24 protein-coding genes are annotated in these 23,550 nt (G+C 42.1%); 14 read left to right on the forward strand and 10 right to left on the reverse strand.

Translation table 11 applies throughout. From position 1 onward, the window contains the following. Window positions 1-76 precede the first annotated feature (76 nt). The 3 genes from BUA96_RS10645 to BUA96_RS10655 are packed head-to-tail and all read left to right on the forward strand — an operon-like array spanning window position 77 to window position 2,403. Window positions 77-517 carry a deoxycytidylate deaminase gene (locus tag BUA96_RS10645; protein WP_072982969.1) on the forward strand — a complete coding sequence of 147 codons (441 nt, stop codon included), beginning with the start codon at window positions 77-79 and terminating at the stop codon, window positions 515-517. Beyond that, a complete protein-coding gene (locus BUA96_RS10650; protein WP_072982972.1) occupies window positions 518-2,104 on the forward strand; it encodes a S41 family peptidase in 1,587 nt (528 codons plus the stop codon). A 5-nt stretch (window positions 2,105-2,109) separates the two neighbouring features. Further along, on the forward strand, window positions 2,110-2,403 hold the full coding sequence (locus BUA96_RS10655) for a hypothetical protein (RefSeq protein ID WP_072982974.1): 294 nt from the start codon (window positions 2,110-2,112) through the stop codon (window positions 2,401-2,403). On the opposite strand, the gene BUA96_RS10660 is transcribed toward BUA96_RS10655, so the two are convergent. Together BUA96_RS10660 and BUA96_RS10665 are read right to left on the reverse strand one after the other, a co-directional pair. Continuing rightward, window positions 2,398-2,628: a hypothetical protein gene (locus tag BUA96_RS10660; protein ID WP_072982975.1), complete on the reverse strand. Its 231-nt coding sequence runs from the start codon at window positions 2,626-2,628 to the stop codon at window positions 2,398-2,400. The genes BUA96_RS10655 and BUA96_RS10660 overlap by 6 nt on opposite strands. A gap of 9 nt (window positions 2,629-2,637) precedes the next feature. Further along, window positions 2,638-3,210, reverse strand: a complete 573-nt coding sequence (locus tag BUA96_RS10665; protein WP_072982977.1) for a MarC family protein — start codon at window positions 3,208-3,210, stop codon at window positions 2,638-2,640. Between the two features lie 204 nt (window positions 3,211-3,414). On the opposite strand from BUA96_RS10665, the gene BUA96_RS10670 reads away from it, so the two are divergent. Further along, window positions 3,415-3,996 carry a DUF3109 family protein gene (locus BUA96_RS10670; RefSeq protein WP_072983818.1) on the forward strand — a complete coding sequence of 194 codons (582 nt, stop codon included), beginning with the start codon at window positions 3,415-3,417 and terminating at the stop codon, window positions 3,994-3,996. Continuing rightward, a complete protein-coding gene (locus BUA96_RS10675; RefSeq protein WP_072982979.1) occupies window positions 3,986-5,122 on the forward strand; it encodes a methionine aminotransferase in 1,137 nt (378 codons plus the stop codon). Before BUA96_RS10670 ends, BUA96_RS10675 begins: the two co-directional genes overlap by 11 nt. Here the strand turns inward: BUA96_RS10675 and BUA96_RS10680 are convergent. The 3 genes from BUA96_RS10680 to BUA96_RS10690 all read right to left on the reverse strand — a co-directional run bounded on the left by BUA96_RS10680 (window position 5,119) and on the right by BUA96_RS10690 (window position 8,493). Further along, window positions 5,119-5,619: an aminotransferase gene (locus BUA96_RS10680; protein ID WP_072982981.1), complete on the reverse strand. Its 501-nt coding sequence runs from the start codon at window positions 5,617-5,619 to the stop codon at window positions 5,119-5,121. The two genes, BUA96_RS10675 and BUA96_RS10680, sit on opposite strands and share 4 nt — an antisense overlap. A gap of 36 nt (window positions 5,620-5,655) precedes the next feature. Next, window positions 5,656-7,824, reverse strand: a complete 2,169-nt coding sequence (locus BUA96_RS10685) for an FUSC family protein (protein WP_084673131.1) — start codon at window positions 7,822-7,824, stop codon at window positions 5,656-5,658. Window positions 7,825-7,983: 159 nt separating this feature from the next. Next, window positions 7,984-8,493, reverse strand: coding sequence for a DUF1440 domain-containing protein (locus BUA96_RS10690; RefSeq protein WP_072982982.1), 510 nt, complete (start codon window positions 8,491-8,493; stop codon window positions 7,984-7,986). Between the two features lie 415 nt (window positions 8,494-8,908). On the opposite strand from BUA96_RS10690, the gene BUA96_RS10695 reads away from it, so the two are divergent. The 5 genes from BUA96_RS10695 to BUA96_RS10715 all read left to right on the forward strand — a co-directional run bounded on the left by BUA96_RS10695 (window position 8,909) and on the right by BUA96_RS10715 (window position 13,143). Then, window positions 8,909-9,679, forward strand: coding sequence for an ABC-three component system protein (locus BUA96_RS10695; RefSeq protein ID WP_072982984.1), 771 nt, complete (start codon window positions 8,909-8,911; stop codon window positions 9,677-9,679). Further along, a complete protein-coding gene (locus BUA96_RS17485; protein WP_072982986.1) occupies window positions 9,676-9,909 on the forward strand; it encodes an ABC-three component system middle component 7 in 234 nt (77 codons plus the stop codon). The genes BUA96_RS10695 and BUA96_RS17485 overlap by 4 nt, the downstream gene beginning before the upstream one ends. Continuing rightward, window positions 9,893-11,491: a DUF2326 domain-containing protein gene (locus BUA96_RS10705; protein ID WP_072982988.1), complete on the forward strand. Its 1,599-nt coding sequence runs from the start codon at window positions 9,893-9,895 to the stop codon at window positions 11,489-11,491. Before BUA96_RS17485 ends, BUA96_RS10705 begins: the two co-directional genes overlap by 17 nt. A 114-nt stretch (window positions 11,492-11,605) precedes the next feature. Further along, window positions 11,606-11,971, forward strand: coding sequence for a hypothetical protein (locus BUA96_RS10710; RefSeq protein ID WP_072982990.1), 366 nt, complete (start codon window positions 11,606-11,608; stop codon window positions 11,969-11,971). 980 nt (window positions 11,972-12,951) lie between these two features. Continuing rightward, window positions 12,952-13,143 (forward strand): hypothetical protein, encoded by a 192-nt coding sequence (locus tag BUA96_RS10715; RefSeq protein ID WP_072982992.1) that lies wholly within the window; start codon window positions 12,952-12,954, stop codon window positions 13,141-13,143. A 231-nt stretch (window positions 13,144-13,374) separates the two neighbouring features. On the opposite strand, the gene BUA96_RS10720 is transcribed toward BUA96_RS10715, so the two are convergent. After that, entirely contained in the window at window positions 13,375-14,538 is a 1,164-nt protein-coding gene (locus BUA96_RS10720; RefSeq protein WP_072982994.1) for a serine hydrolase domain-containing protein, read from the reverse strand. A 153-nt stretch (window positions 14,539-14,691) separates the two neighbouring features. Between BUA96_RS10720 and BUA96_RS10725 the strand changes: the two genes are divergently transcribed. From BUA96_RS10725 to BUA96_RS10735, 3 genes are all read left to right on the forward strand, one after another. Further along, entirely contained in the window at window positions 14,692-16,185 is a 1,494-nt protein-coding gene (locus BUA96_RS10725) for a catalase (protein ID WP_072982996.1), read from the forward strand. A gap of 81 nt (window positions 16,186-16,266) precedes the next feature. Beyond that, window positions 16,267-16,746: an ankyrin repeat domain-containing protein gene (locus BUA96_RS10730; protein WP_072982998.1), complete on the forward strand. Its 480-nt coding sequence runs from the start codon at window positions 16,267-16,269 to the stop codon at window positions 16,744-16,746. Next, window positions 16,733-17,317, forward strand: coding sequence for a hypothetical protein (locus BUA96_RS10735; RefSeq protein WP_072982999.1), 585 nt, complete (start codon window positions 16,733-16,735; stop codon window positions 17,315-17,317). Before BUA96_RS10730 ends, BUA96_RS10735 begins: the two co-directional genes overlap by 14 nt. Here BUA96_RS10735 and BUA96_RS10740 read toward each other — a convergent pair. From BUA96_RS10740 to BUA96_RS10750, 3 genes are read right to left on the reverse strand one after another with little or no spacing between them, the layout of a single operon-like run. Next, complete coding sequence (locus BUA96_RS10740; protein ID WP_072983001.1) at window positions 17,310-17,975, reverse strand: 3'-5' exonuclease; 666 nt, start codon at window positions 17,973-17,975, stop codon at window positions 17,310-17,312. The genes BUA96_RS10735 and BUA96_RS10740 overlap by 8 nt on opposite strands. A 2-nt stretch (window positions 17,976-17,977) precedes the next feature. Beyond that, window positions 17,978-19,882 carry a DUF294 nucleotidyltransferase-like domain-containing protein gene (locus BUA96_RS10745; RefSeq protein ID WP_072983003.1) on the reverse strand — a complete coding sequence of 635 codons (1,905 nt, stop codon included), beginning with the start codon at window positions 19,880-19,882 and terminating at the stop codon, window positions 17,978-17,980. 18 nt (window positions 19,883-19,900) lie between these two features. Beyond that, window positions 19,901-20,356: a nucleoside deaminase gene (locus BUA96_RS10750; protein WP_072983005.1), complete on the reverse strand. Its 456-nt coding sequence runs from the start codon at window positions 20,354-20,356 to the stop codon at window positions 19,901-19,903. A gap of 96 nt (window positions 20,357-20,452) precedes the next feature. On the opposite strand from BUA96_RS10750, the gene dxs reads away from it, so the two are divergent. Beyond that, window positions 20,453-22,225, forward strand: a complete 1,773-nt coding sequence (gene dxs / locus BUA96_RS10755) for a 1-deoxy-D-xylulose-5-phosphate synthase (RefSeq protein ID WP_072983007.1) — start codon at window positions 20,453-20,455, stop codon at window positions 22,223-22,225. Here the strand turns inward: dxs and BUA96_RS10760 are convergent. Beyond that, a complete protein-coding gene (locus tag BUA96_RS10760; RefSeq protein ID WP_072983822.1) occupies window positions 22,218-23,549 on the reverse strand; it encodes a deoxyguanosinetriphosphate triphosphohydrolase in 1,332 nt (443 codons plus the stop codon). The two genes, dxs and BUA96_RS10760, sit on opposite strands and share 8 nt — an antisense overlap. Window position 23,550 lies beyond the last annotated feature (1 nt).

Genomic DNA, 23,550 nt, shown 5'->3' on the forward strand with positions numbered 1-23,550 from the left:
TGGGATGAGAAGCGACGCAAGTTTTTTATCTTCGCAAACTTAACGACTTGTATTTCAGCTTCGGGATTTTAGATTTATGTCTTCAATAACTTCAGATAAACAATTGACCTACGATATCGCCTATTTACGTATGGCGCAGGAGTGGGCAAAACTTTCTTACTGTAAAAGAAAACAAGTAGGCGCTTTGATCGTTAAGGATAAGATGATTATTTCAGACGGTTATAACGGGACGCCCACAGGTTTTGAAAACATATGTGAAGACGATGAAGGTTACACCAAGTGGTATGTGCTTCACGCAGAGGCTAATGCGATCTTAAAAGTAGCTTCTTCTACCCAGTCTTGTGAAGGAGCAACCTTATATATCACGCTTTCTCCATGTACCGAATGCAGTAAACTCATACATCAGGCCGGTATCAAACGTGTGGTTTTTCACAAAGCCTATAAAGACCCTAGCGGAATCGAATTTCTACGTCGCGCCGGAGTACAAGTAGACTGTATTGAAAATATTGAAGAATAAATGGGCGGTTACCAAAAAAAATACCTTCCTATCTTTTTCTGTGTGGCCGTGGCCCTGGGTATTTTTATTGGGAGCCAGCTCAACTACAGCAGCAATCCTACCAATATTTTAGGCGGAAATGCCAAAAAAGAAAAACTTAACCGACTCATTGACTACATAGATTATGAGTATGTAGATCCTATAAATACAGACAGTATTGTTGAGGTTACCGTAAACGGAATACTCGAAAATCTCGATCCGCATTCCGTGTATATTCCTCCGAGTGAATTGCAGGAAGTGAGTGAGAGTATGAAAGGGGATTTTGTAGGTATAGGGATCAGTTTTTACAACTTTAGAGATACCATTGCAGTCATTCAAGCCATTCCCGGAGGTCCAAGTGAAAAGGCCGGCATACGCGGTGGCGATCGCATCGTGGCGGCAGATAACCAGTCGTTAACCGGTGCTGTGGTGCGTGATGATACGATCACCAATCAGTTAAAAGGCCAGATCAATACTAAAGTAGCGCTCAAAGTCAAACGCCCGGGAGTAGAAGGTTTGCTCGATTTTAAAGTTACCCGAGCAGTAGTGCCGCTCAAAAGTGTTGACGCTTCGTATATGGCGACCGATACGTTAGGATACATCAAGATCAACCGCTTCGCCGAAAGTACCCCTCAAGAATTTGAAAAAGCTTTGGTAGCGCTAAAGCGAAAGGGCGCCACCCAACTCATTCTTGACCTGCGCGGAAATCCGGGAGGTTATATTTCGGCAGCAGAACAAATTGCCGATCAGTTTTTAAAAGAAGATAAACTCATTCTGTTCACTAAAAACAAAACCGGAAAGATCGAGAACGCCTATGCTACCGATGAAGGTGCTTTTGAAGACGGGATGGTGTATGTGTTGATCAATGAGAATTCGGCTTCTGCAAGTGAGATCGTTGCCGGAGCTATACAAGACAATGACCGCGGTGTTATCGTAGGCAGACGTTCTTTTGGTAAAGGTTTGGTGCAGCGAGAAATGCAATTGGGAGACGGTAGCGCAGTCAGACTCACCATCGCCAGATACTACACGCCTACAGGTAGAAGTATTCAGCGACCTTATGATTCGGGGAACAAAGCCTACTATGAAGATTATCTTTCGCGCTATAAAAACGGGGAGATGCAAAGCGCAGACAGCATCACCGTAGCCGATAGTCTTCGCTATGTTACTCCGGGAGGAAAAGTGGTCTATGGCGGCGGCGGAATCATCCCTGATGTATTTATCCCAAAGGATACCAATTATGAGAAAGAAGCGATAACCTACGCCTTACGCTCGGGCTTTATGTCTCGTTTTATTTTTGAGATCATTGAGCAGCGCCGCCCGTACTACAACAGCCTTTCTTTTGAAGAATTCAGTAAAACGGTAAGCATCAGTGATAAAACCATAACTGATTTTGTGAATTACATGAGTAAACGCAGTTTAAAAATCAGAGTAAGGGATTATAAAGACGATTTAAAGCGTTATCTTAAGGCCGTAATGGCACAACAGCTTTTTGGGAATACAGTTTTTGAAAAACTGATCAATGAAGAAGATCCTGCCATCATTAAAATTAAAGAACTGAGCCGCGAGTAGTGCTTATGGTAATTATAGCTTCCATATTTGTTTTTTGTGTTGCAGCAGTATTCAGATTGCTAGACAACAGTGCAGGTCTGCTCATCTCTAATGGCATATCGGTGAGTCCGTTTTATCTCAAAGCTGCAGAGATCAAAGAGCAAATGAGTCGCATTGAGAATGATGAGCTGCGTAAAAAGCTTAAGCGTACGCTAGTGTATCAAAAGCTGCACAAAGTATTTTTAATACTTGCCGTGCTCACATTTATCGCAGGGATCGTCTATGAATTCATCAATCCCTCGCTTGTCGCGCTATTATAACTGCGTTTTGGTGGTCTTGGTCTTCTGAGCCGCCTTGCTCTTTTCGGCAATTTTTCTTGAAATAAGTAAAATCACTACGAGTAACATCGCACATAAACAAGCCACCACCGAAATTACAGCAACCGTACTATCGCCGTTAAGCGGCGCGCTATAATCTACTTTGGTCAGGTTAAATATCAATAGAGCGCTTGCCAAAGCAAGAATGATATAGAGTGCAACTTTCATGAGCTGGGTTTAAAAGAGTCCTTGAATATTTGTAGTAAACAGCTTAACCGCCATCGCTAACAAAATTACACCAAAGATTTTGCGTATGATATTAATTCCTTGTTTTCCTAGAATTTTTCCGATGCGGCCAGAGGCTTTCAATACTGCATAAACGATCACAATATTGATAAAAATGGCCACGATGATATTCTCTACGGCATACTCCGCACGCAGTGAAAGCAGGGAGGTCATTGTTCCGGCTCCTGCGATCAACGGGAAGGCAAGCGGCACCACACTAGCGGTTTCAGGAGCGTCATCTTTATACAAGGAGATCCCTAGGATCATTTCTAAAGCCAGAAAAAACAGAATAAAAGCACCGGCTACGGCAAACGAATTGACGTCAATACCTATAAGGTTCAGGATTTCTTTACCTACAAAAAGAAACACAACCATCAACATAGCCGCTACGATAGAGGCCTTTTCACTTTGAATATGCCCTACCTTTTCACGCAGCCCAATGATGATCGGGATGTTACCAATGATGTCTATGATCGCAAATAGGATCATGGTCGCCGTTATGATTTCTTTAATATTAAATGCCATCGCTATCCTTTTTTTAAAGAGGGCGCAAAATTACATCTATTTCTTTGATTAATAAGCATTAAAACCCAAAGATTTAACGATTAGATAATGTGCTTCAAAGTACCTGATGGCTATAGATATTACGCACGGCTTTAGCACGTGTGCCTCTAAAACATGAATGTAGAAATACACTGCGCTCAGCGGGAGAACATGTATCTTTGCGCTATGTTTCAGATAGATCAAACCATAGTTTCAGAAGACGTTATCAACAAAGATTTTGTTTGTAACCTCGCTGCGTGTAAAGGAGAATGTTGTATCGCCGGAGAGGCAGGAGCGCCGGTTGAACCTCAGGAAGTTGAAATTTTAAAGGAAATCTACCCTAAGGTAAAGCCTTTTTTGCGCCCGGAAGGGATCGCGGCGATCGAAGCTCAAGGTACTCATATTAAAACCGATCTGGACCAACTGGAAACTCCATTGGTCAATGGTGCTGAGTGTGCTTATGTGACCTTTACCAAAGAAGGGGTGGCTTCGTGTGGGATCGAGGATGCCTACAATGCGGGCGAGGTAGATTTTAGAAAACCTATCTCGTGTCATTTGTATCCGGTGCGTTTGCAGAAGTATTCTAAATTCACAGCTGTAAACTACGAGCGCTGGCCTATTTGTGACGATGCCTGTACTTTGGGTAAAGAGCTGCAGGTGCCGGTATATAAGTTTACTAAAGATGCGCTTATTCGCAAATTTGGTGCGCCTTGGTACGAGGAATTAGAAGCGGTTGTGGAGCTTTTGAAGCAAGAAGATGCGAAGTAAACTTCCGCAGAACAAACTATCTATTTTTGCTGTGATGAGCAAAATGGCGGCGCAATACAACGCCATCAACTTATCGCAAGGCTTTCCTGATTTTAATACAGACCCGGAGTTGATTCGGTTGGTGACTCAAGCTATGCAAAATGGCGCCAATCAATATGCACCACTGGCGGGATATCTTCCGCTACGCGAAAACATTGCAGCTATGGTACAGGAGCTTCGTGGTGCAACTTACGATCCGGAACATGAGATCTGCATCACTGTAGGCGCTTCGGAAGCTTTGTATGTGGCAATCACAGCTTTTGTGCATCGCGACGATGAGGTTATCGTTTTAAAACCGGCGTACGATACGTATGAACCTACGATTGCATTGCAAGGCGGAATTCCCGTACCGGTTCAACTTGATGCACCTTACACTACGGTAGATTGGGATGCGGTAGCCGCAGCGATCACGCCCAAAACAAGAATGCTGGTTTTAAACAATCCGCATAATCCCAGCGGAATGGTGCTGAAGGATACCGACTTAAAACGCCTGGAAGAATTGGTAAAAGACACCGATATTTTAATCTTGAGCGATGAGGTCTATGAGCATATTGTATTTGATGAAAAGCAACACCGCAGTGTCGCATCATATCCCGGCTTAAAAGAACGCGCACTAGTAACGGCTTCTTTTGGAAAAACCTTTCACACCACCGGTTGGAAAATGGGTTACTGTCTTGCGCCCAAAGCGCTGATGGCAGAATTCAATAAAGTACATCAAAACACGGTGTTTTGTGTGCACCATCCTACCCAGGTGGCACTCGCTGAATACTTGAACGAACCTGAGCATTATTTAAATCTGGGTAGTTTTTATCAGCGGAAACGCGATGTGTTCCTAAACGCGATTCAAGGTTCACGTTTTCGCTTTACATCTTCTGAAGGGACGTATTTTCAAATGCTGGATTATACAGGAATCAGTGATCTAAATGATGTTGCCTTTGCCGAATATCTTACGAAAGAAAAGGGACTGGCGAGCATTCCGGTATCGGTATTTAATAAAGAACAACGTGATGATCATCTGTTGCGTTTTTGCTTCGCTAAAGAAGAAGATACGCTGCTCAAAGCAGCAGCAATTCTCAATGCGATCTAAAGCGCTGCCGCGCTAATGATCGAAATGTACAGGTTGGCAGCATACCCGCAATAGACCAAAAGTTCTTCCAGATCAGTTTGTTTATCAAAAGCTTCCGGTTCGACGTCGTAATTGTAACTGAGTTGATGCCATTTGCTGGTGCATATCAGCCTAAACTGCAGTTGTTTTTCGGCATTATACACCTCAAACTTCAGCTTAATCCCTGAAACGTTTTTGAGAATATAATTGACTTCCGTGCGATCAGGATTGATGTAGCGGATCACCATCTGCCCCTTAAGGTTAAATGTGATGTCACCCACATTGCGGTCGTTTTTAAAAAGATCTACTTTGCTCGTCCAGATATTTTTAGGCTTGATCTCAATAACCGACTTGTTCAAGTTTGTAATCGCAGTGCTCGAGAACCAATTTTTATACACCACTTCACACAATTCTTTAGCACCGTCAAGTACTTTAAAATCTCCTTTAGACGAACTAGAACTTAATTTTAATGTAGTCATACTTTTGGGTTTTAGCTAAAGTTAGGATTTCTTGAATTACGTATGTAAATTTTTCAACTGCTTATTAACCTGTTCGCTCAGGCGTTTGAGCGATGCGAGCTGTTCGCTTAAAATATGGGTTTCCAGGAGCGCTTCATCAGGCTCTTGCGTTAGTTGTGTTTCAAAGGGAATAAGGTCTTCTTCTTCCCAATCTGCTTGCGTATTTTGTGCTTCCAGCAACAACAAAGCGTGATCGATATTCTTAAAAACCGGTGCGGTAACCTTATGAAAGGCCTCACTGCGGCGGGTGACGTTGTGCGTACGTAAATAAGCACCTATCGAAGCTAACGCTCCCAGAAATGCGTGGTTAAGTACCGCCAGTTCATAGAGTTTTCCGGTGAGCTTGCCTTTGCTTTTAGGCTCTTGCAGCAGGCGTTGCACCCCGCTGTTGAGTCCGGCGGTGGCGATAAAGGCTTTTTTACGTGCCAGTTTATAGGCAAGCGCCAGCTCTTCTTTAGTATCGTAATGCTGCTCAATGGCGGCAAGGTAATTTCGGTGTGCCCGCAGACTATCGGCGAGATTTTGTTTAAGCGTTTTGGCTTCCCGAGTAGGCCATAAAAAGGCATTCGCCAAAGCGGCTAAGGCTGCTCCTACGGCAGTATCGATCACGCGAAACTGAATCACCGCCAAAACATCCGGGCGCAGCAGCGCATAAGCAAAAATGATACTCAGCGTAATGAACAAGGCACCGGTACGGTAGTTTTTTTGTAGCGAGGCTTGCGCACCCACAAAGCTGAGGATCGCCAACACCCGAAAAAGCATTTTGTCATTTTCAAAAAAATAAACAATGCCTGCCGCTACCACGGCACCCAGTAAGGTTCCCAGAATACGTTGTTTAGAGCGTTGTTTGGTAAGGCCATAACCCGGGCGCATAATCACCACAATGGTCAGCAAGATCCAATACGGGTTTTGCACCGAAAATAAATTCCCTAAGGTGATCCCGGCGATCGCGGTCACGGCAATACGCAGTGCGTGCCTGAAGATCGGGGAGTCACGGTTGAGGTTTTCGAGCAAAAGCTGAAAACTGTAATCTTGTTTGGTGATAAAACCTTCCAGCTCCTTGGGCGAGTCGGTATTGGTGTCTTTGATGTTTTTTCTTCGGTCTAACAAATCTGCGATACCAAAAATGCGCTGCGCCTGCTTTTCTTGCAATTCGTATAAGTTGTGCAATACGATATAGTCTGTAGTCACCGGTTGTTGCTTCAGCAGTAGTAGAACACTTTTAGCATTTTTAAGGCGTTGCTCTAGGGAGTTGAGGTTGAGGTCGTGCTTTTGCAAGTTGGTAGTAACAATACGTTTTAAGCTTTCGCTTTGCGCTCTATTCAGCTGAATGAACGCCTCAAGTTGCTCGGGATACTTTTTAAGCACCTCATGCATTTGCTGTGGTGGGATAGGACTCGTCAACGAGAGTTCAGAAAGATCAACCAATTCGGTAAGCACCAGAAAACGCTTGCGGTAATAGCTTGAAGTACCCGAAGCATGCCGCGCTTGTAACAAGATCTCGCGCAGTTTTTCGAGATGCTCGTTAAACTCACTTTGAATCACAAACAAGCGTTGCAGGCCGCTGTCTCGGTCGGTCGCCTGTTTTAGGAATTCGCCCCGTGCCTCAATATAAGACGCACTCAGGTTGAGTGCGGTTTCAAAAAGTTCTTCGATCTGTTTTTTAGGTGCCAGCAGGTCGTAGAGCAAGGTCAATGCTAAATACCAAATTCCGCCTAAAACAATAAGGCTGCTGCGTTCATAAGGCAGGAGACCGGATGCCGAAAGATTGGCAAAACTGAGCACTACGGCAAACAAGCCCGCAAAGCCGATAAGCGAAGCACGAAATCCATACACCGAAAGCATCGAAAGCGCAAAAACAGTGATGCCCAGATAGGGCAATTGTACCCAAAGCGTAGGCGGAATATACGCACCAATTAAGCTGATCACTCCGCCTAAAAGTGCCGAAAGCAAGATGCCAATGCGTTTGTTTTTAAGGCTGCCGGTAACCGTGCTGGGCGATGATAGCAAAACGCCTGTGCCTAATGCCAACCCAATATTGAGCGCTCCCAGAAGATACCCGGTAAGCATAGGAGCCACCACGCCAAAGGTGATGAGCAGTGCTTTAGCAAAATCTGTACTGTTAAAAAAGCGGGTGGTTTGGGTATGGTACTGCCTGAAATTCACTATTAAATATTAGGAGCAGAAGGCGACGCTTCTGCAAGGTAAAGGTGACACTTTTTACCCAAATTGCGTGATTTACTCGATGATCCAAATCAAATGCGCTAGCAATAGCCTCAAGCTATAACTATATCTTCAACTAGATCTTAGATGTTGCTCGAAGATCTACTCGCGTAGTTTTTTGGCCACATAACCGCGTACCAACTCGGTAGTGATCCCAAAAGCCAAATGTGCCAAGAGTTCATTCACCTGAATTTTCGCCGGGATCTCGGTCGGATTGTCTTTAAGCCCTAACAAAGGTAACGAGGTCTCGTGCGTGCCAATCCACGTCGTTGCGCCATAGGCTGCACCGTCAAAAATATTGGTGTCTAACTTATCGCGTTTAGCGTAGCCGTAGGTAGCACCTAAACTGGCACCAAAAGGCACATTCACCAACTGCTCTGCCAGCTCGTGGTTGCTTTCGCTAATGCGCTCACCGGTAAGTTTCATAGAGAGGTCATCTACCATTTTGATCTGTGCCGAGCGGGTGTTGGGCTTACGTACCGGAAGCACTTTCTCGATCGCTGTTTTGACCAAAGTACCGGCAAGACCGCCCAATACGCCGGAGATCAAACCGCGACTAACATTAGAGGTGAAGGTATCTTTTTCTAACCAGGCTTCAAGGGTCGTGCTCATAATATGTTGTTTGGTTTAAAGGTAACAAGGATGCCACACAAGGCCTTTGGGTTTAACAGCTTTTTGACACCTGCGGCACGGGCTTTAAACGGGTTCAATAGGGAGATTAAGCATAGATTGTCCATTAATTCTCCATTGTTTGCCCATAAATACTGGGGTTTAATGGACAAACAATGGAGAAACTATGGTTAAACAATGGATAAAGCCCGAAGCATCCCCGCGGGGAAATACCCCCTAATTGTAGGTTTTAGGCGTTTAATTATTGATAATTATGGAATTGCGTAAAGAGGTGTGGGGATTTTGGGGTAGATTTATGGGAATTTTAATAGTTTATTGTCTCGAAGAAAATCTTGGTGGTCATTTGCATTTTTAGTGAATATATCAATAACAACAAGGAGAAAGCAACGAACTCTAAATGAAAGAAAAAAGAATAAACATAACAGAGAATCCAAAACTGCTATTATTTGCAGAAGTCAACGGAGTTTGTCCTACTTGCCCGAACCAGCTTATTTATGAAAAGAGTAAAAGGAAATACAAGAGATTTGAGATTGCTCATATCTATCCTTTAAATCCAACTAAGCCTGAACTTGAACTTCTAATAAATGAAGAAAAATTAGATTCTGACCCTAATAGCCTTAATAATTTAATTTGTCTTTGTGTTGATTGTCACACCAAATTTGATAAACCAAGAACTGTTGAAGAGTATAGAAATTTAGTTGATATAAAGAAAAAGTTAATTATTAGAAATAAAGAGAAAGAGATTTGGAACAACACTAAAGTCGAAAAAGAAATATACGACATTATTGACTTGCTATCGGGAAAAGATTTTAAAGTTGATGCAAAAGATATTCTTAATTACAATCCAAAAACGATTGACAACAAAACAGATGAATCAATCACTTTCTTAACTAAAAGAAATATTCACAGAAACGTTCAAGACTATTATTCTAAAATAAACAAAAAGTTTTCAGAATTAGACAAAATTGAACCTTTGACTACTGAGACAATCTCATCACAAATACGAACTCATTATTTGACTTTAGCAAAATTGAACAAAGAGATAAATCAAAAAGACATTTTTGATGGTATGGTTAATTGGTTAAGTAAACAAACTAATCAGCACTCAAATGAAGCATCTGAAATAATAATATCATATTTTATACAAAACTGCGAAGTATTTGAATGATTTATCCAAATAAACATATAACATTTGAAGAGTCAATTATTTTCAAAATGATTAGTATCCTTGAAAATGCAAGTGATTATGAAGTGGATATACATGAACTTTTCAGTAGAACAAAGAATAAATTTAAAAATGCGGATGAGTTCATTTATTCTATGGATGTTCTATATGTGCTTGATATGATAGAAGTTGACTTTTATAACGAAACAGTAAAGTATGTTAAAAGAAATTAACTGTAAAGAATTTATAAAAACACCTTTGGTATTTGATAAAGGCCTTAACTCTGTATTGGGAGATGATTATTCAACAAATTCAATTGGTAAATCTACGCTGTTAATGATTATCGACTTTGTATTTGGTGGAAACAGTTACATAGAAAATAATTCTGGTGCGGTTAAAGAATTAGGAAATCATTCTTTTGACTTCAAGTTTATAATTAAAAATCAATCACATTATTATTGCAGAAACACAGAAAACCCCATGTTTATTGCGGTTTGCGACGATAATTATAATCAAATTTCAAACATAAGTGCAAGAGCTTTTACTGAAGAATTAAAAGGATTGTACGATATTAAAAACTCGTCTTCTTTCAGAAGCATGGTTAATCCATACTCGAGAATATGGAAAAAAGGAAATTACAACGTTGATAAACCAATTCACAATCATGTACAAAATAAGGAGTCTGAAGCAATTGATAATTTGATAAAACTTTTCAACTTATTTGATTCAATATCTGAAACAAAAAATAAAATTAAGCAACAGCAAGAGTCGAAAAAAGTGCTGAACGGTTTGCATAAGAAAAAATACATTCAAAAAATAACAAAAAGACAATTTGAACAAAACCAACTAGAGATTGAGCGAATACAGAATGAAATTGAAACCATTCAAAATAACCTTCTCAAATTCACATTAAATATAGAAGAATTAACAAATAAAGAGTTAATTGATTTAAAGACTAAGAAAAAAAGATTACTGGATTCTCAAGCACTTGTTCTTAATAAGATAACACGCCTAAATTTGAGTTTAGGAAAAAAGAAAACCAAAAGTAAATACTTTACAAGATTATCAGAATTTTTTGAAAATCCGAATGAAGAGAAAATAGAGGAAATAGAGACTTTTCACAGTAAAATAAGTTCAATACTTGCAAGAGAATTAGGAGCTACAAAAAAACTACTTGAAGAAGAAAATCAATATTTCGAAGAAGAAATAAAAGCTATTGATATTAAGATAGATGGTTTGTTACAAAATGTAAAAAGTCCGAAGTATATAGTAGATAAAATATATGACCTAACTGTAGAATCTAACAAACTTTCTAATATCAATAAATTCTATAAAGAAAAAGAGGAAGTAGTAACAGATATAAAGAGTTTAACTGACAAATTAGAAGAAACAATAGTTGGTATATTAAAAGAAATAGAAGAAAAGATAAATACAGAGTTAGTCAGAATAAATAAAGAAATTCATACAGAAAAGAAAAAAATCCCAAGTATTAAAATAACTAGAAATTCTTATTCTTTTGACCATTCTTCAAACACTGGAACAGGAAAATCATTTGCTGATTTGATAGAATTTGATTTGTCAATTTTAAAACTTACAGAACTTCCATTTATAATTCATGACTCTGTGCTTTTTAAGAATATAGAAGATTTTGCAGTGGATAAAATTATCGAACAATATACCAAATTTGATAAGCAAATATTTATAGCTCTTGATGGTATAAACAAGTATAGTTCTGAATCAAAAAAAATATTAAAAGAAAACAAAATAATTGAACTTACTGAATCAAATAAACTATTTAATAGAGATTGGAGGTAAAGCCAAGTTGCGAACAACCGATGCCCCGCTACCGCCAGTCTGTGACTGGTGGCACGTATAAAGTGCTTAAATAGTCTTGATGTATTACAATACTGTGGCCTATTAAGGTTTCTTATGAAAAGCATAATTGCACTTTTACTGCTCGTTAGTGTGTTAACGATAGGCTGTAGGTCTTCTACCAATGACAAAGGTTTGTCATATGCTGATTTTGAACCTGAGGAATTCTATGAAGTAGAAGGTAGGGTGCTTAGTAATCTGTTGAGTTTTTCATTGCCAAGAAATCGGGTGTTAAACTATGAATACTTCCTAGACCAAGAGACACCTTTAGTAGGCTATGAGCTTAACATACACAGAACGCTTAAACCCGGTGAGCGCTTTATAGTTTTAGTACACAAACAAGATAGTACGATAAGCTTTTTTGGGTACGTAAACCCTATGTTACTTGATAGGTCAATTCACAAGTTAAGACAACGTAGATAGGCATTGGAGAATATCGTAGCGGATCGAGTAATTTTATTTATTAAGCGTGTTTGTTCATTTTCTTTGCTTGTCCAAAGAAAACGAACCAAAAGAAAAGACCCTTTTTCTTAGGTATTTTTGCCTTTTCAGGCAAAACCGCAACAAGGCTCCTAAATTTCTTCCAAGGCTTCAGAAATTCTTAACGGAGCCTTCTCGCTATACTAAAGAAAAAGAAACGGAAACCCTTCGGGTATGAGTATTTAATACCACAAACAGAAAACGGAAAACTTTTCGATTACGTTATACACGCGATACAATTCCCCATTTACATTGGGATAGGCAGTACGGGAACGATGACAAGGTTCTGCGTATTTCTTATTTCTACTTTCGTATTCTAAACCGTCTTTATTCTATTGTCTTAAGTCTGAAGTCTATTAGAACGTCAGCACCGGCCTACTTTTTAGATCTGTAGTAAAACAAGCGGGCGCCGCAGCGGTGGGCAGTGGAGGATAGCTTAGCGCAGCGGTTTGCTATCCGCAGGCAAAGGCGTTTGCGTAGTTTTCAAGGATCTAAAAATAAGCCTAGACTTTTTTGTTTCTTTTTTGGGCGATGCAAAAAAGAAAGGAAAGACAATTTGAAGTTTATTTTTTTAATTCATGTTCTGTTCATTTTCTTTACCACTACTAATTCGACTAACAGTATTACATAGCACAAGTGGATAGGTATTTTTTGCTATCGCAAAAACCGCAAGCACATCCCTAAATTTCTTCCAAGGCTTCAGAAATTTTTAACGGGATACGCTTACTATACTTACCAAAAGGAAACTAAACCCTTCGGGTTTGAGGGATTAGTCTTTTTTCTCGTGTCTATCATCTTAAGTCTCCCTTTGAAGGGAGATTTAGAGAGATGTTGAGGTTTCTTCTGAAAACATCCATCCCCAACCCTTCCTTCTAAGGAAGGGCGTTACTATTGAGTTACAAAAGGAACCTTTTAAATTATGCATGAACACGCGATACAATCGCCCGGCAACAGAGGAAGAAAAGAAGCGGAAACCCTTCGGGTATGAGTATTTAATACCACAAACAGAAAACGGAAAACTTTTCGATTACTTTATACACGCGATACAATTTCCCATTTACATTGGAACAGGCAGCGCGGCAACAGAGGTTCGATGGTCAATAGGAAATGAATAGGCAGCGCGACAACATCTAAAACAGCAAGCAGTAAACAGCAAACTGCCAACTGAGACTGCCGACTAGAGAAGGGCTGGGGATAAGGGCTTTTGACAAAGCACACACCAGATGCAAATTCTCCCGATGATCGAAATGACGTTTAAGTCGTATTTCGTAGTTCTACTTTCGTATTTTAATATCGTCTTTATTCTTTTATCTCAAGTCTCAAGTCTAAAATCTAAAATCTCCAGTCTATGAAGCTTCATAAACCAATTCCAAAAAGGCTTCGATCTGACTGGGCTCTAGCCAGCGGAGTACGATGACCAGGTCGTTCTCTTGGTCGATGACGATAAAGTTTCCACCAAAACCGGCAGCATAGTATAAATGCTCGGGCAGGTTTTTCCAGTGGCGTGGACCTTGCTGATTCAGCCACCACATATAGCCGTAGTTAGGATTCGGTGTAGAAGGTTGTTGTACCGCTTTTACCCAAGCTTCAGAAAGCAAGCGTTTACCGTCCCAAACACCATTATTAAGGAATAAAAGTCCAAAGCGCGCCATATCTTCAGCATTAATAAACATCCCACCACCGGAATGTCCGCCGCCGGTCACGCTTTGCATTTGGAGACCGTCTATGGTGCTCCACGCATTGTCATAACCAAACCAGCGCCATGAGGTAGAAGCGCCTATAGGATCCATAAGCTGTTCTTTCAATACCTGCGGAAGCGGTTTGCGCCACGTATGGGTGAGTGCGTAGGCGAGTACATTTACCCGCACGTCGTTGTATTCAAAAAACGTTCCGGGGGTGCGCAGTTCGCGATTCTTCCAAGCGTCAATGCCGCCATCCCGTGGTGGGCGGTCTGCCCAGTCCTTTCCGCCCCAGAGTTCGCCGCTCCAGTCAGAGTTTTGTTCAAGCAGGTGCTTCCAGGTAACTTGGCTGTTGTGGTCGCCGTCAAAGGTTCCGTCCCAGATATAATCGCCTACCAGATCATTCACATTGGTTATGATGCCCGCATCTACCGCAAGACCGGCAGTGGTTGAGAGAAAACTTTTGGTGACGCTAAACGTCATATCTACCCGTTGCGTATCGCCCCAACTGGTGACGAGGTAGCCGTTCTTTAAAATCATTCCCGCAGGTCCGCCGCGCTTTTTTGTGGGTCCGGCGATGTGATGATACGGCTCCCGCTCAAATCCTTTTAAAATCGCCTGGCGCAGATCGCGTGAACCGGTGTATTCGTGTTCCATAGCAAAATCAACCGCGGCTTGGAGCGAAGCTTCGGTAAACGCACCGGAGGTTGCTGATGCGGTTTTCCATTCGGCTTGATATTCGGGAAAATAATATTCTTGTGCACTAAGGGTTTTGATGGTTAGAAAAAGTATACCAAAGAGACTAAACAAGCGCGCGGAGTGTTTTTTCATCAGACTGTTAATATTATTGTTAAAAATTATGGTAAATAAAATTTAAATAGCTTTTGCTAATGATTGAATGCTATTTTTTAATCATTTTCTAACAAAATCGGCAAACTCAATAAATACCTTTGGTAGGAAAATTACCAAAAAAATAAAGATATCATGGCAGAGCAAAAGAAAATGACCACCTCAGCGGGAGCACCGGTTTCTAATAATCAGAAATCGCAAACAGCCGGCGATCGCGGTCCTGTGGTAATGCAGGATTACAAATTGTTTGAAAAATTAGCACACCAAAACCGTGAGCGCATTCCAGAGCGTACAGTGCACGCCAAAGGTTGGGGAGCACAAGGAACGTTTACTGTTACCCATGATATCACAAAATATACATGTGCCAAATTGTTTTCTGAAGTAGGGAAGCAAACTCCAATACTATCGCGTTTTTCTACAGTAGCCGGGGAAGCTGGCGCTGCAGATACCGAGCGTGATGTGCGCGGGTTTTCGCTGAAGTTTTATACCGAAGAAGGAAACTGGGATATGGTAGGGAATAACACCCCCGTATTCTTTATTCGTGACGGTTATAAATTCCCAGACTTTATTCATACGCAAAAGCGTCATCCTAAAACCAACTTGCGTTCGCCCGAAGCTATGTGGGATTATTGGTCGCTTTCTCCCGAAAGTTTACACCAAGTCACCATCTTAATGTCTGACCGTGGTATTCCTAAGACGCCTATGCACATGAATGGCTACGGCTCGCACACCTTTAGTTTTTGGAATAAAGATGGAGAACGTTTTTGGGTGAAATTTCACTTCAAAACTCAGCAAGGAATAGAGAACTATACTAATGAAGAGGCTGCGGATATTATTGGGCAAACCCGTGAAAAATATCAGGAAGAATTGTTTAAAGCCATTGACGAAGGAAACTATCCTAAATGGACGTTGAAAATTCAGGTAATGCCGGAGGCCGAAGCAGAGAACTTACCGTTCAATCCGTTTGATCTTACTAAAGTATGGCCACACGATGACTACCCGCTTATTGAAGTAGGGGAGTTGGAGCTGAATGAGAATCCTGAGAATTACTTTCAATTTATAGAGAATGCTGCGTATTCGCCTTCTAACGTTGTGCCGGGTATTGGGTTCTCACCAGATAAGGTGTTGCAAGCGCGTATCTTCTCCTATGCCGATGCACACCGTTACCGTTTAGGAACGCATTATGAGGCATTGCCGGCTAATGCGCCTAAGAATGCGATGGTTAATCATTATCACAAAGATGGACCGATGCGTTTCTTTACCAACGATTTTGGAAATCCTGATGCGTATTACGAACCGAATTCTAAAGGTGGTGCCGTTGAAGTACCGGAGGTTGAAGAGCCACCTATGCGCATTAGTGGTGATGTAAAACGCTATGAAGAGAATGATGAGTTTGGCGTGTATAAGCAGCCGGGAGATCTATTCCGTTTGATGCCACAAGATGAAAAAGAGCGTATGTTTGTGACTATTGCTACTGCTTTAGATGGTGTTTCAGAACCTATTGTACAGCGTCAATTAGGTCATTTTTACAAGGCAGATCCTGCATACGGAAAAGGAGTGGAAGATGCGATCAAAGCGATGAAAACCGGTGTTGATCCTAACAGTAACGTGCTTCCGCAAGACGTATAAACCACGATATATAAGATATGCGAGGCGGATTAAATTATAGCTGCCTCGCTTTTTTTTGAAAAAATATAGTATTTTAACTAGATGAAATCAGAATCTCTATTTAATGCCATTCGTTCTGAAGACGAGCAAACCGTAGCAGCGCTATTAACGGAGCACCCCGAATTGATCAACGAAAAAGACCAGCGCGGATCTACCCCGTTATTGTTAGCTACCTATTATGGACACAAAGGAATCGCCGAGACGATCATTGATAAAGGTGCTGCTATTGATGCTAAAGATGCCTCAGGAAATACCGCCTTAATGGGCGTGTGTTTTAAAGGATATACCGAAGTGGCAAAACTCCTGATCGATAAAGGTGCCGATGTCAATGTGCAGAACTTTAATGGAGCGACCGCATTGATCTATGCAGCTACGTTTAATCAAAAAGAACTGGTTGAATTGTTACTGGAGCGCGGGGCAAACCCTGAATTAAGAGATTCTAGAGATCTAAAAGCCGAAGACCATGCACGTATGCAAGGTTTAGATCAAATAGAAAATCTATTAAAGCATGCTACACCCTAAAGTAGTACAAGACTTACACTCCATACGTTTTAGAAATGTTGGTTTTAAGCGTAAGCCGGTGCTGTACCCGCAGGCCGAACGTCAATTTAACCGATTTCTAATCAATGCTATCGGGCATAATGTATTTGTTATAAGCACTGGTCTGGGACTTGATGTGTACTATAGCAGTACCCAAGATTATTCTCAATTCATCAAAAAAAAATTGTGGTTGTTTAAACCCGCAAACGATGTAGTTGCTGAAAAACACTTCGTGGCTACTCTTCATGGTCCTGAAGTATTAGACTATTTTAATACGGTTGTAGATAGTTTGATCACACATCCCCAACTGTTTTTGTCCTGTTGTAAAAAGTTTATGCAGTATTATAAAGATGCCGGGGTGAAAACGCGTTTGTTGCAATTGCTTTACAGCACGTTTGAGGCACACCTCCAGGAGTTGATCAGTCAAGAACGTAGTCCGTATACCGGTAGGATCAAAAAAATGCTCAATGAGTCTGAAATTTCAGAGTTTAAGTATTTTGATGAGGTCGACCGCCTGGCGTATCAATCTAAAAATGCAAGGAATTTTAATTGAGTAAAATCTGCTTCAGTTTAAACTTTTTGTTGGTCTTTAATTTAGAAAGGATCTTTAGGAAGGCCAGCGCTGTGATATAGGCGTCACCCATCGCTTTATGTCGGTCTGTTCGGGCGATATTCAGCTCTTCACATAAATCGTCTAGCGTATATACTTTATTGGGGTCTGTGATGTTTACCAAATGTACTGTGCGTTTGTATAACACCCCAGTATCGGTAAACTTATTCTTCAGTTTAGGAGCGCCTAAGCGTTTAAGCGCATAATTGATGATGCCAATGTCGAACCCTACGTGATGCCCTACAAGAATGGCATCGCCTATAAATTCTAAAAAAGCTTTTACAGCTTCTTCTTCGGTTACCTTTTTGTATTTCCGGTTTTCACGTAGAATACCGTGAATAGCAACAGCTTCTTCATTAAACACGTCTTGTTCCACATACAGTTCAAAACTGCTGGAGAGGCTAATGGTGTTTCCCTTAAGCTCTAAGGCGCCAATGCTAAGCATACGATCTTCGCGGGCATTGGTGCCGGTGGTTTCTGTATCAAAAACAATAAAACGCGCCTGTTCAAATTCCGGAAGGCTTTTTCCTGAAAATTGCGCTGCGTAGTTTTTGTAGAATTCAGGCGGCTCAAGGGTTTTGCTGAAAAACGGAATGCGCATATTTATTTGAGATTGTATCGAAGGGTTAATAATTCCTGAATGTCGTGAATGGATTTAAAGCAGCGCTTCAGCTTAAGTTTTTCGGCTTTGCTTAAGGTTGCCAATTCAATAAACCTTCCGGAGTCGTCGTGTAAAATTCCCTGCTTGGTTCTGAATTTCAGTAAGGCCTTAAAAGCATACGAGCAGTTTTCATAAATCTCTTTATTGTTCTGTTCCAATTCGGCAAGGCGCTCAAAGCGACCGGCGGTATTGTTGATGTTGCGCAATTTATGATTGAGACTCAACACACGCGCGGCATCTATTAGCGGCATCAATGCACGGGTTTTGATATCAAAAAAGTCTTTATGATCGCCACCTTCTTCTACCAGAAACTGTCTGAAGAACCCCAACGGCGACGGACTGCGGATAGCGTCTTTAGCCATCACCCGATAAAACATTGGGTTGGTATCTAAAGTATCAAGAATACTGTCTGAAAGTTTAGTTACCAGTTGGGTGTCGCCAAAAACATAACTGTAATCAAAAAAGATGGCAGAGAGCAGTTGGGTTTCAGGGGTGGGATCAGTGATCCAGGTGTGGTATTGTTTTTTCCATTCGGAAAGCGACTGGCACCAGCGCGGATTGCTCGCCATCATATCAGCGGGGCAATAGGCATAGCCCACCTTATGCATCGCACGAGTAGTGATTCGAGCTAGTTTTATAAAATATGCCTGGGTTGCCTCGTATTCTTCTTCGGGAACGTTATCAAACACAATGGCATTATCCTGATCAGTAAACAGAAGTTGCTCTTTGCGTCCCTGACTTCCCAAAGCCAGCCAGGCAAATTTACATGGCGGAGGAGTTTCCATTTTTAACAGAGAAAGTTCCAGCGCACGTACTGCGATCGCATAATTGATCTCATTGAGAATGTTGAGAATTTGCGACAGCGGCAGGTTTTGATCTAAATACTTTTTAAGCAAGCGCGAAACTTTAAGCCGTACATCGCGCAGGCGTTTGGTGCGCTTGGCGAGTTTTACCTCTTTTAACAACACCACCGGATTGTTGGCAAACGAAACCACAATGTCATGTTCTGTGATGAGACCCAGAAGTTTGGTGTCTGGCGTGCCGTCTTCGGTAATACACAAATGATTTACTTCGTTTTTAAGCATAATCAGTTGGGCTTGCGCTACCGTAGGGTCTTTCTGAAAACATTTAACCGGATGGCTCATGATCTTATCCACCGTATCTGAGATATTAAAATCTCCTGTAGCGATACGGTCACGCAGATCACGGTTGGTAATGATGCCCACGGGTTTCTCATCGTGCGTCACCACAATGGAACCTACATCGCGGTGGCTCATCTTTTTTGCGGCTACTTTTATGGTAGTATCAGGCGTGCAGGTCAGTATGTTTTTCGAGTAACGCGCTTTTTGTAGATCAAAGATCTCACTGTTGCGTTCTACAGAATATTCGGTGAATAGTTTTCCGCTTTCTTCAAGGGAATATGGGTCACTCACATTAGAGGCAAAGCTGGCGATAAGAAAGTTACTCACCTCTTTGTGTTCTAAAGCGATGGGCAGAAAAAGGTCTATAGGAATTCCATAAATGATAGACTCTTCATTAGCAGAAGCAGAGAGTTCATAATCTTCTTTTGTGATCAGCGGGCGCAGACCAAAGATGTCGCCTTCATCACAAATATCTACGATTTTAGGTTGGTTATCTACCGTTCTAAATACCCGTACGGCACCGTCTTTAACCACGTAAAACATAGCGTGGTTGGTATCGTGTTCTTTAAAGATGGGCTTGTCTTTCTCAAAGTAGAGCACCTCGATTTGCGCAGCGATCTTCAAGAGGCTGTCTGCTGCCAGGAATTGAAACGGCGGATAGCGTTTTAAGAAATCGGCAACGCGTTCTGCAATAGTATTTTTCAAAAGCTTAGAAGTTTAGCGTTAGTTGAGGTTACGGCGCTCGATAAAAAAGCGCTTGAGTAGTTGGGCAGCTTCGGTTTCTAGCACACCTGAAGTTACCTGCGTTTTAGGATGCAAATGCGTCCCCATTTTTTGATAACCCCGGTTGGTGTCTGCCGCACCAAAAACGATCCTGCTGATCTGACTCCAATACAAAGCACCGGCACACATTTGGCAGGGTTCAAGCGTTACGTACAGCGTGCAATCGGTTAAGTATTTTCCGCCTAAAAAATTGGCTGCTGCGGTAATGGCTTGCATTTCGGCGTGTGCGGTCACATCGTGCAGGCGTTCGGTTAAATTATGCGCTCGGGCAATGATGCGGTTATTTACCGTGACGACTGCACCTACCGGAATCTCGCCGAGGTCAAAAGCTGTCTCAGCTTCCTGCAAGGCTTTTTTCATAAAATAGTGATCGTCAAAAGGTTCAATTAGCGCCATGCGGTTGGTTTTAAAGCTTGAAGATAAAAAGTTTTTTGCAGTATCATTTTTAAATGACCCACTAATTATTTCTTGAAGTTCGGCTACCTTTGTTTTATGAGTTACCCGCTTTTAGAAACCATAAATGACCCACAGGATTTACGCAAACTTCCGGTAGCACAGTTAAACGAACTTGCTGCAGAATTGCGCCGGTTTATTATAGATATTGTTGCCACTAAAGAAGGGCATCTGGGAGCAAGTCTGGGTGTTGTTGAGCTCACACTGGCGCTGCATTACGCCTTTAATACGCCTGAAGATCAACTTATCTGGGATGTGGGACATCAAGCGTACGGACATAAAATCCTTACCGGACGCCGGGATAACTTTGATACTAATAGGCAATTGGGGGGATTGAGCGGTTTTCCTAAGCGGGAAGAAAGTGTTTATGATGCGTTTGGAACCGGGCACTCGAGCACCTCGATCTCTGCTGCGCTGGGTATGGCGATCGCAGCGAAGATACAAGGGAATACGCAACGTCAACATATCGCCGTCATCGGCGATGCGTCTATTGCCAGCGGAATGGCTTTTGAAGCCTTGAATCACGCCGGTGATTGTGATGCTAATTTACTCGTCATCTTAAATGACAATGCGATTGGGATTGACCCAAGTGTGGGCGCGTTGAAAAATTACCTGACCAATGTAAAAACCGGAAGTCAACGGCAAGAGAATATTTTTGAGGCCTTGAACTTTAAGTATTTTGGTCCTGTTGATGGGCATGATATTGACAAGCTTTTGGAGATCATCAAGACGCTTAAGAAGATCAAGGGTCCTAAGTTTTTGCACGTGATCACCACCAAAGGCAAAGGACTCAAACAAGCCGAAAAAGAACAGGTGGTCTATCACGCACCGGGTAAATTTGATGCGGTAACAGGAGAGTTGAATCCTAAAAGCACTACACCACAACCTCCAAAATATCAGGATGTATTTGGGCTGACCTTGGTAGAGTTGGCTAAGAAGAATAAGAAGATCGTAGGCATCACACCGGCAATGCCTACCGGGAGTTCGTTAAAATATATGATGCAGGAGTTTCCTGAACGGGCTTTTGATGTAGGAATTGCCGAGCAGCATGCGGTTACGCTTTGCGCCGGAATAGCTGCAGCAGGCGGAGTCGTTTTTTGTGCGATCTATTCTACTTTTTTACAGCGGGCGTATGACCAACTGATTCACGATGTGGCCTTGCAAAAGCTTCCGGTTATTTTTTGTGTGGATCGCGCTGGATTGGTAGGTGCTGACGGGGCGACGCATCATGGAGTTTTTGATCTGGCCTATTTACGCTGCATTCCCAATCTTATTATTTTCGCTCCGCGGAATGAAGAAAGTTTGCGCAACATAATGTTTACTGCCCAGCTGGGTTTAGAGCAGCCTGTTGCCATACGCTATCCGCGCGGTCGCGGAACTACGATCAACTGGAAAACTCCCTTTCAAAAGATAGGAATAGGTAAGGCCGAAAAGTTAACCGAAGGGGATAACATCGCCCTTCTCGTGACCGGCACGATGACCGAAACGGCCCTTCAACTTGCGGATACTTTTAAAAATGAGGTAGCGGTGTATTATTTTGGTTTTGTAAAGCCGCTGGATCTTGCGGCGCTGCAAGAAATTTTTAGCACCTATACTAACGTGATCACGCTCGAAGATGGTGTAGCATCAGGAGGATTTGGTAGCGCTGTCGCAGAAGAAGCCACTCGCCAGAATTATAAAGGGAAACTGCAGGTATTAGGTATTCCTGATACATTTATAGAACAAGGAACCACCGAAGAATTAAGAGCTTCGGTGGGTCTGGATTTCGAAAGCCTCAAGGCGCACGTAGCACATTGCTTAACGCTTATTTAATATCAAGGCCTTTAATCTTTTTGTAATTGCGCAACGCTTTTCCGTCAGTCATCGTAGAGACTTCGGCACAAATCTGAATAAGATTTTGATACAAGCTTTTTTCAGATTGATCAGCAGGAGCTAAAAGTTGCTGAATGAGTTGGTTGTAATGCGTGTCGTTATTGTCTAAAGCACGGCAACGCGCCTCAAGCAGCGTAGAAAGGATCTCATACCCGGCGATCTCTTTTTCGATCACTTCGCGGCTGTTGTAAATACGGTCTATACTCAGATTTATAATGTCTGTGATCTGGGCCTGATAGCTGCTTTTATCAATGAGCGACTGGTCAAACGTACCGGCAAGAATTTCCTCTTCATAGGTCATAAAAGTCTCAACACTCTCATTGATCAATGTGCCTATGGCTAATGCGCGCAAGTAACTCACCCGGTCTGAAGTCTCCTGCAAGGCATTGTATTTATTGCGGTCTATCGTCTGGCCTACGAGCTTTACCATATATTCAAGAGCGTATTCTTCGGGGATAAGGCCTAAGTTGATGCCATCTTCAAAGTCGATGATGGTATAGCAAATATCGTCAGCAGCTTCAACGAGGTACGCCAGTGGATGACGAGACCAGCTTAGATCATCTGTAGTGCTTCGGTTTAAAAGACCCAATTCTTGAGCGACATCTTCAAAGAGTTCTTTTTCAGACTGAAAAAAGCCATACTTCTTATCGGCTATATGATCTGTAGGGCGGTGCGGAAGCGATTCTTTAGGGTATTTCATAAATGCACCTAAGGTAGCATAAGATAAGCGCAAGCCTCCCGGAGCTCCCGGTTTGCTTTGAGAAAGCACTTTAAAGCCATTGGCATTACCTTCAAACTTGATGAGGTCTTGGTATTCTTTCGCCGTTAGGCTGTCTTTATAACGTTTCCCGTATCCGGTTTTAAAGAATTCGCCTATCGCTTTCTCCCCACTGTGCCCAAAAGGCGGATTACCGATATCGTGTGCTAAAGCCGCAGCGGCTACAATCGCCCCAAAGTCATTAAACTTGTACCCATACACCTGCTCTAAGTGCGGGTATTTCTCCAGTAATTTTTTACCCACCATACGACCTAGAGAGCGGCCCACCACCGAAACTTCCATGCTGTGTGTTAAGCGCGTGTGAACAAAATCTGTTTTAGAAAGCGGAATCACTTGGGTTTTGTCTTGCAAGCTTCTAAAGGCTGCCGAAAAGATAATGCGGTCGTAATCAACCTCAAAACCCAGGCGTGTGTCGTCCTGTTCTATACGCAGTCTTTTGGCGGTATCGCCCTGTCTTTTTAAGGAAAGTAAATGCTCCCAATTCATC

Source organism: Leeuwenhoekiella palythoae, assembly GCF_900130045.1.
Lineage (GTDB): Bacteria > Bacteroidota > Bacteroidia > Flavobacteriales > Flavobacteriaceae > Leeuwenhoekiella > Leeuwenhoekiella palythoae.

What these genes read in the sequence shown, in the direction of transcription:
- BUA96_RS10645 (WP_072982969.1), top strand. Translation starts at nt 77, where the DNA reads ATGTCTTCAATAACTTCAGATAAACAATTGACCTACGATATCGCCTAT.
- BUA96_RS10650 (WP_072982972.1), top strand. Translation starts at nt 518, where the DNA reads ATGGGCGGTTACCAAAAAAAATACCTTCCTATCTTTTTCTGTGTGGCC.
- BUA96_RS10655 (WP_072982974.1), top strand. Translation starts at nt 2,110, where the DNA reads ATGGTAATTATAGCTTCCATATTTGTTTTTTGTGTTGCAGCAGTATTC.
- BUA96_RS10660 (WP_072982975.1), bottom strand. Translation starts at nt 2,628, where the DNA reads ATGAAAGTTGCACTCTATATCATTCTTGCTTTGGCAAGCGCTCTATTG.
- BUA96_RS10665 (WP_072982977.1), bottom strand. Translation starts at nt 3,210, where the DNA reads ATGGCATTTAATATTAAAGAAATCATAACGGCGACCATGATCCTATTT.
- BUA96_RS10670 (WP_072983818.1), top strand. Translation starts at nt 3,415, where the DNA reads ATGTTTCAGATAGATCAAACCATAGTTTCAGAAGACGTTATCAACAAA.
- BUA96_RS10675 (WP_072982979.1), top strand. Translation starts at nt 3,986, where the DNA reads ATGCGAAGTAAACTTCCGCAGAACAAACTATCTATTTTTGCTGTGATG.
- BUA96_RS10680 (WP_072982981.1), bottom strand. Translation starts at nt 5,619, where the DNA reads ATGACTACATTAAAATTAAGTTCTAGTTCGTCTAAAGGAGATTTTAAA.
- BUA96_RS10690 (WP_072982982.1), bottom strand. Translation starts at nt 8,493, where the DNA reads ATGAGCACGACCCTTGAAGCCTGGTTAGAAAAAGATACCTTCACCTCT.
- BUA96_RS10695 (WP_072982984.1), top strand. Translation starts at nt 8,909, where the DNA reads ATGAAAGAAAAAAGAATAAACATAACAGAGAATCCAAAACTGCTATTA.
- BUA96_RS17485 (WP_072982986.1), top strand. Translation starts at nt 9,676, where the DNA reads ATGATTTATCCAAATAAACATATAACATTTGAAGAGTCAATTATTTTC.
- BUA96_RS10705 (WP_072982988.1), top strand. Translation starts at nt 9,893, where the DNA reads ATGTTAAAAGAAATTAACTGTAAAGAATTTATAAAAACACCTTTGGTA.
- BUA96_RS10710 (WP_072982990.1), top strand. Translation starts at nt 11,606, where the DNA reads ATGAAAAGCATAATTGCACTTTTACTGCTCGTTAGTGTGTTAACGATA.
- BUA96_RS10715 (WP_072982992.1), top strand. Translation starts at nt 12,952, where the DNA reads ATGAACACGCGATACAATCGCCCGGCAACAGAGGAAGAAAAGAAGCGG.
- BUA96_RS10720 (WP_072982994.1), bottom strand. Translation starts at nt 14,538, where the DNA reads ATGAAAAAACACTCCGCGCGCTTGTTTAGTCTCTTTGGTATACTTTTT.
- BUA96_RS10725 (WP_072982996.1), top strand. Translation starts at nt 14,692, where the DNA reads ATGGCAGAGCAAAAGAAAATGACCACCTCAGCGGGAGCACCGGTTTCT.
- BUA96_RS10730 (WP_072982998.1), top strand. Translation starts at nt 16,267, where the DNA reads ATGAAATCAGAATCTCTATTTAATGCCATTCGTTCTGAAGACGAGCAA.
- BUA96_RS10735 (WP_072982999.1), top strand. Translation starts at nt 16,733, where the DNA reads ATGCTACACCCTAAAGTAGTACAAGACTTACACTCCATACGTTTTAGA.
- BUA96_RS10740 (WP_072983001.1), bottom strand. Translation starts at nt 17,975, where the DNA reads ATGCGCATTCCGTTTTTCAGCAAAACCCTTGAGCCGCCTGAATTCTAC.
- BUA96_RS10750 (WP_072983005.1), bottom strand. Translation starts at nt 20,356, where the DNA reads ATGGCGCTAATTGAACCTTTTGACGATCACTATTTTATGAAAAAAGCC.
- dxs (WP_072983007.1), top strand. Translation starts at nt 20,453, where the DNA reads ATGAGTTACCCGCTTTTAGAAACCATAAATGACCCACAGGATTTACGC.
- BUA96_RS10760 (WP_072983822.1), bottom strand. Translation starts at nt 23,549, where the DNA reads ATGAATTGGGAGCATTTACTTTCCTTAAAAAGACAGGGCGATACCGCC.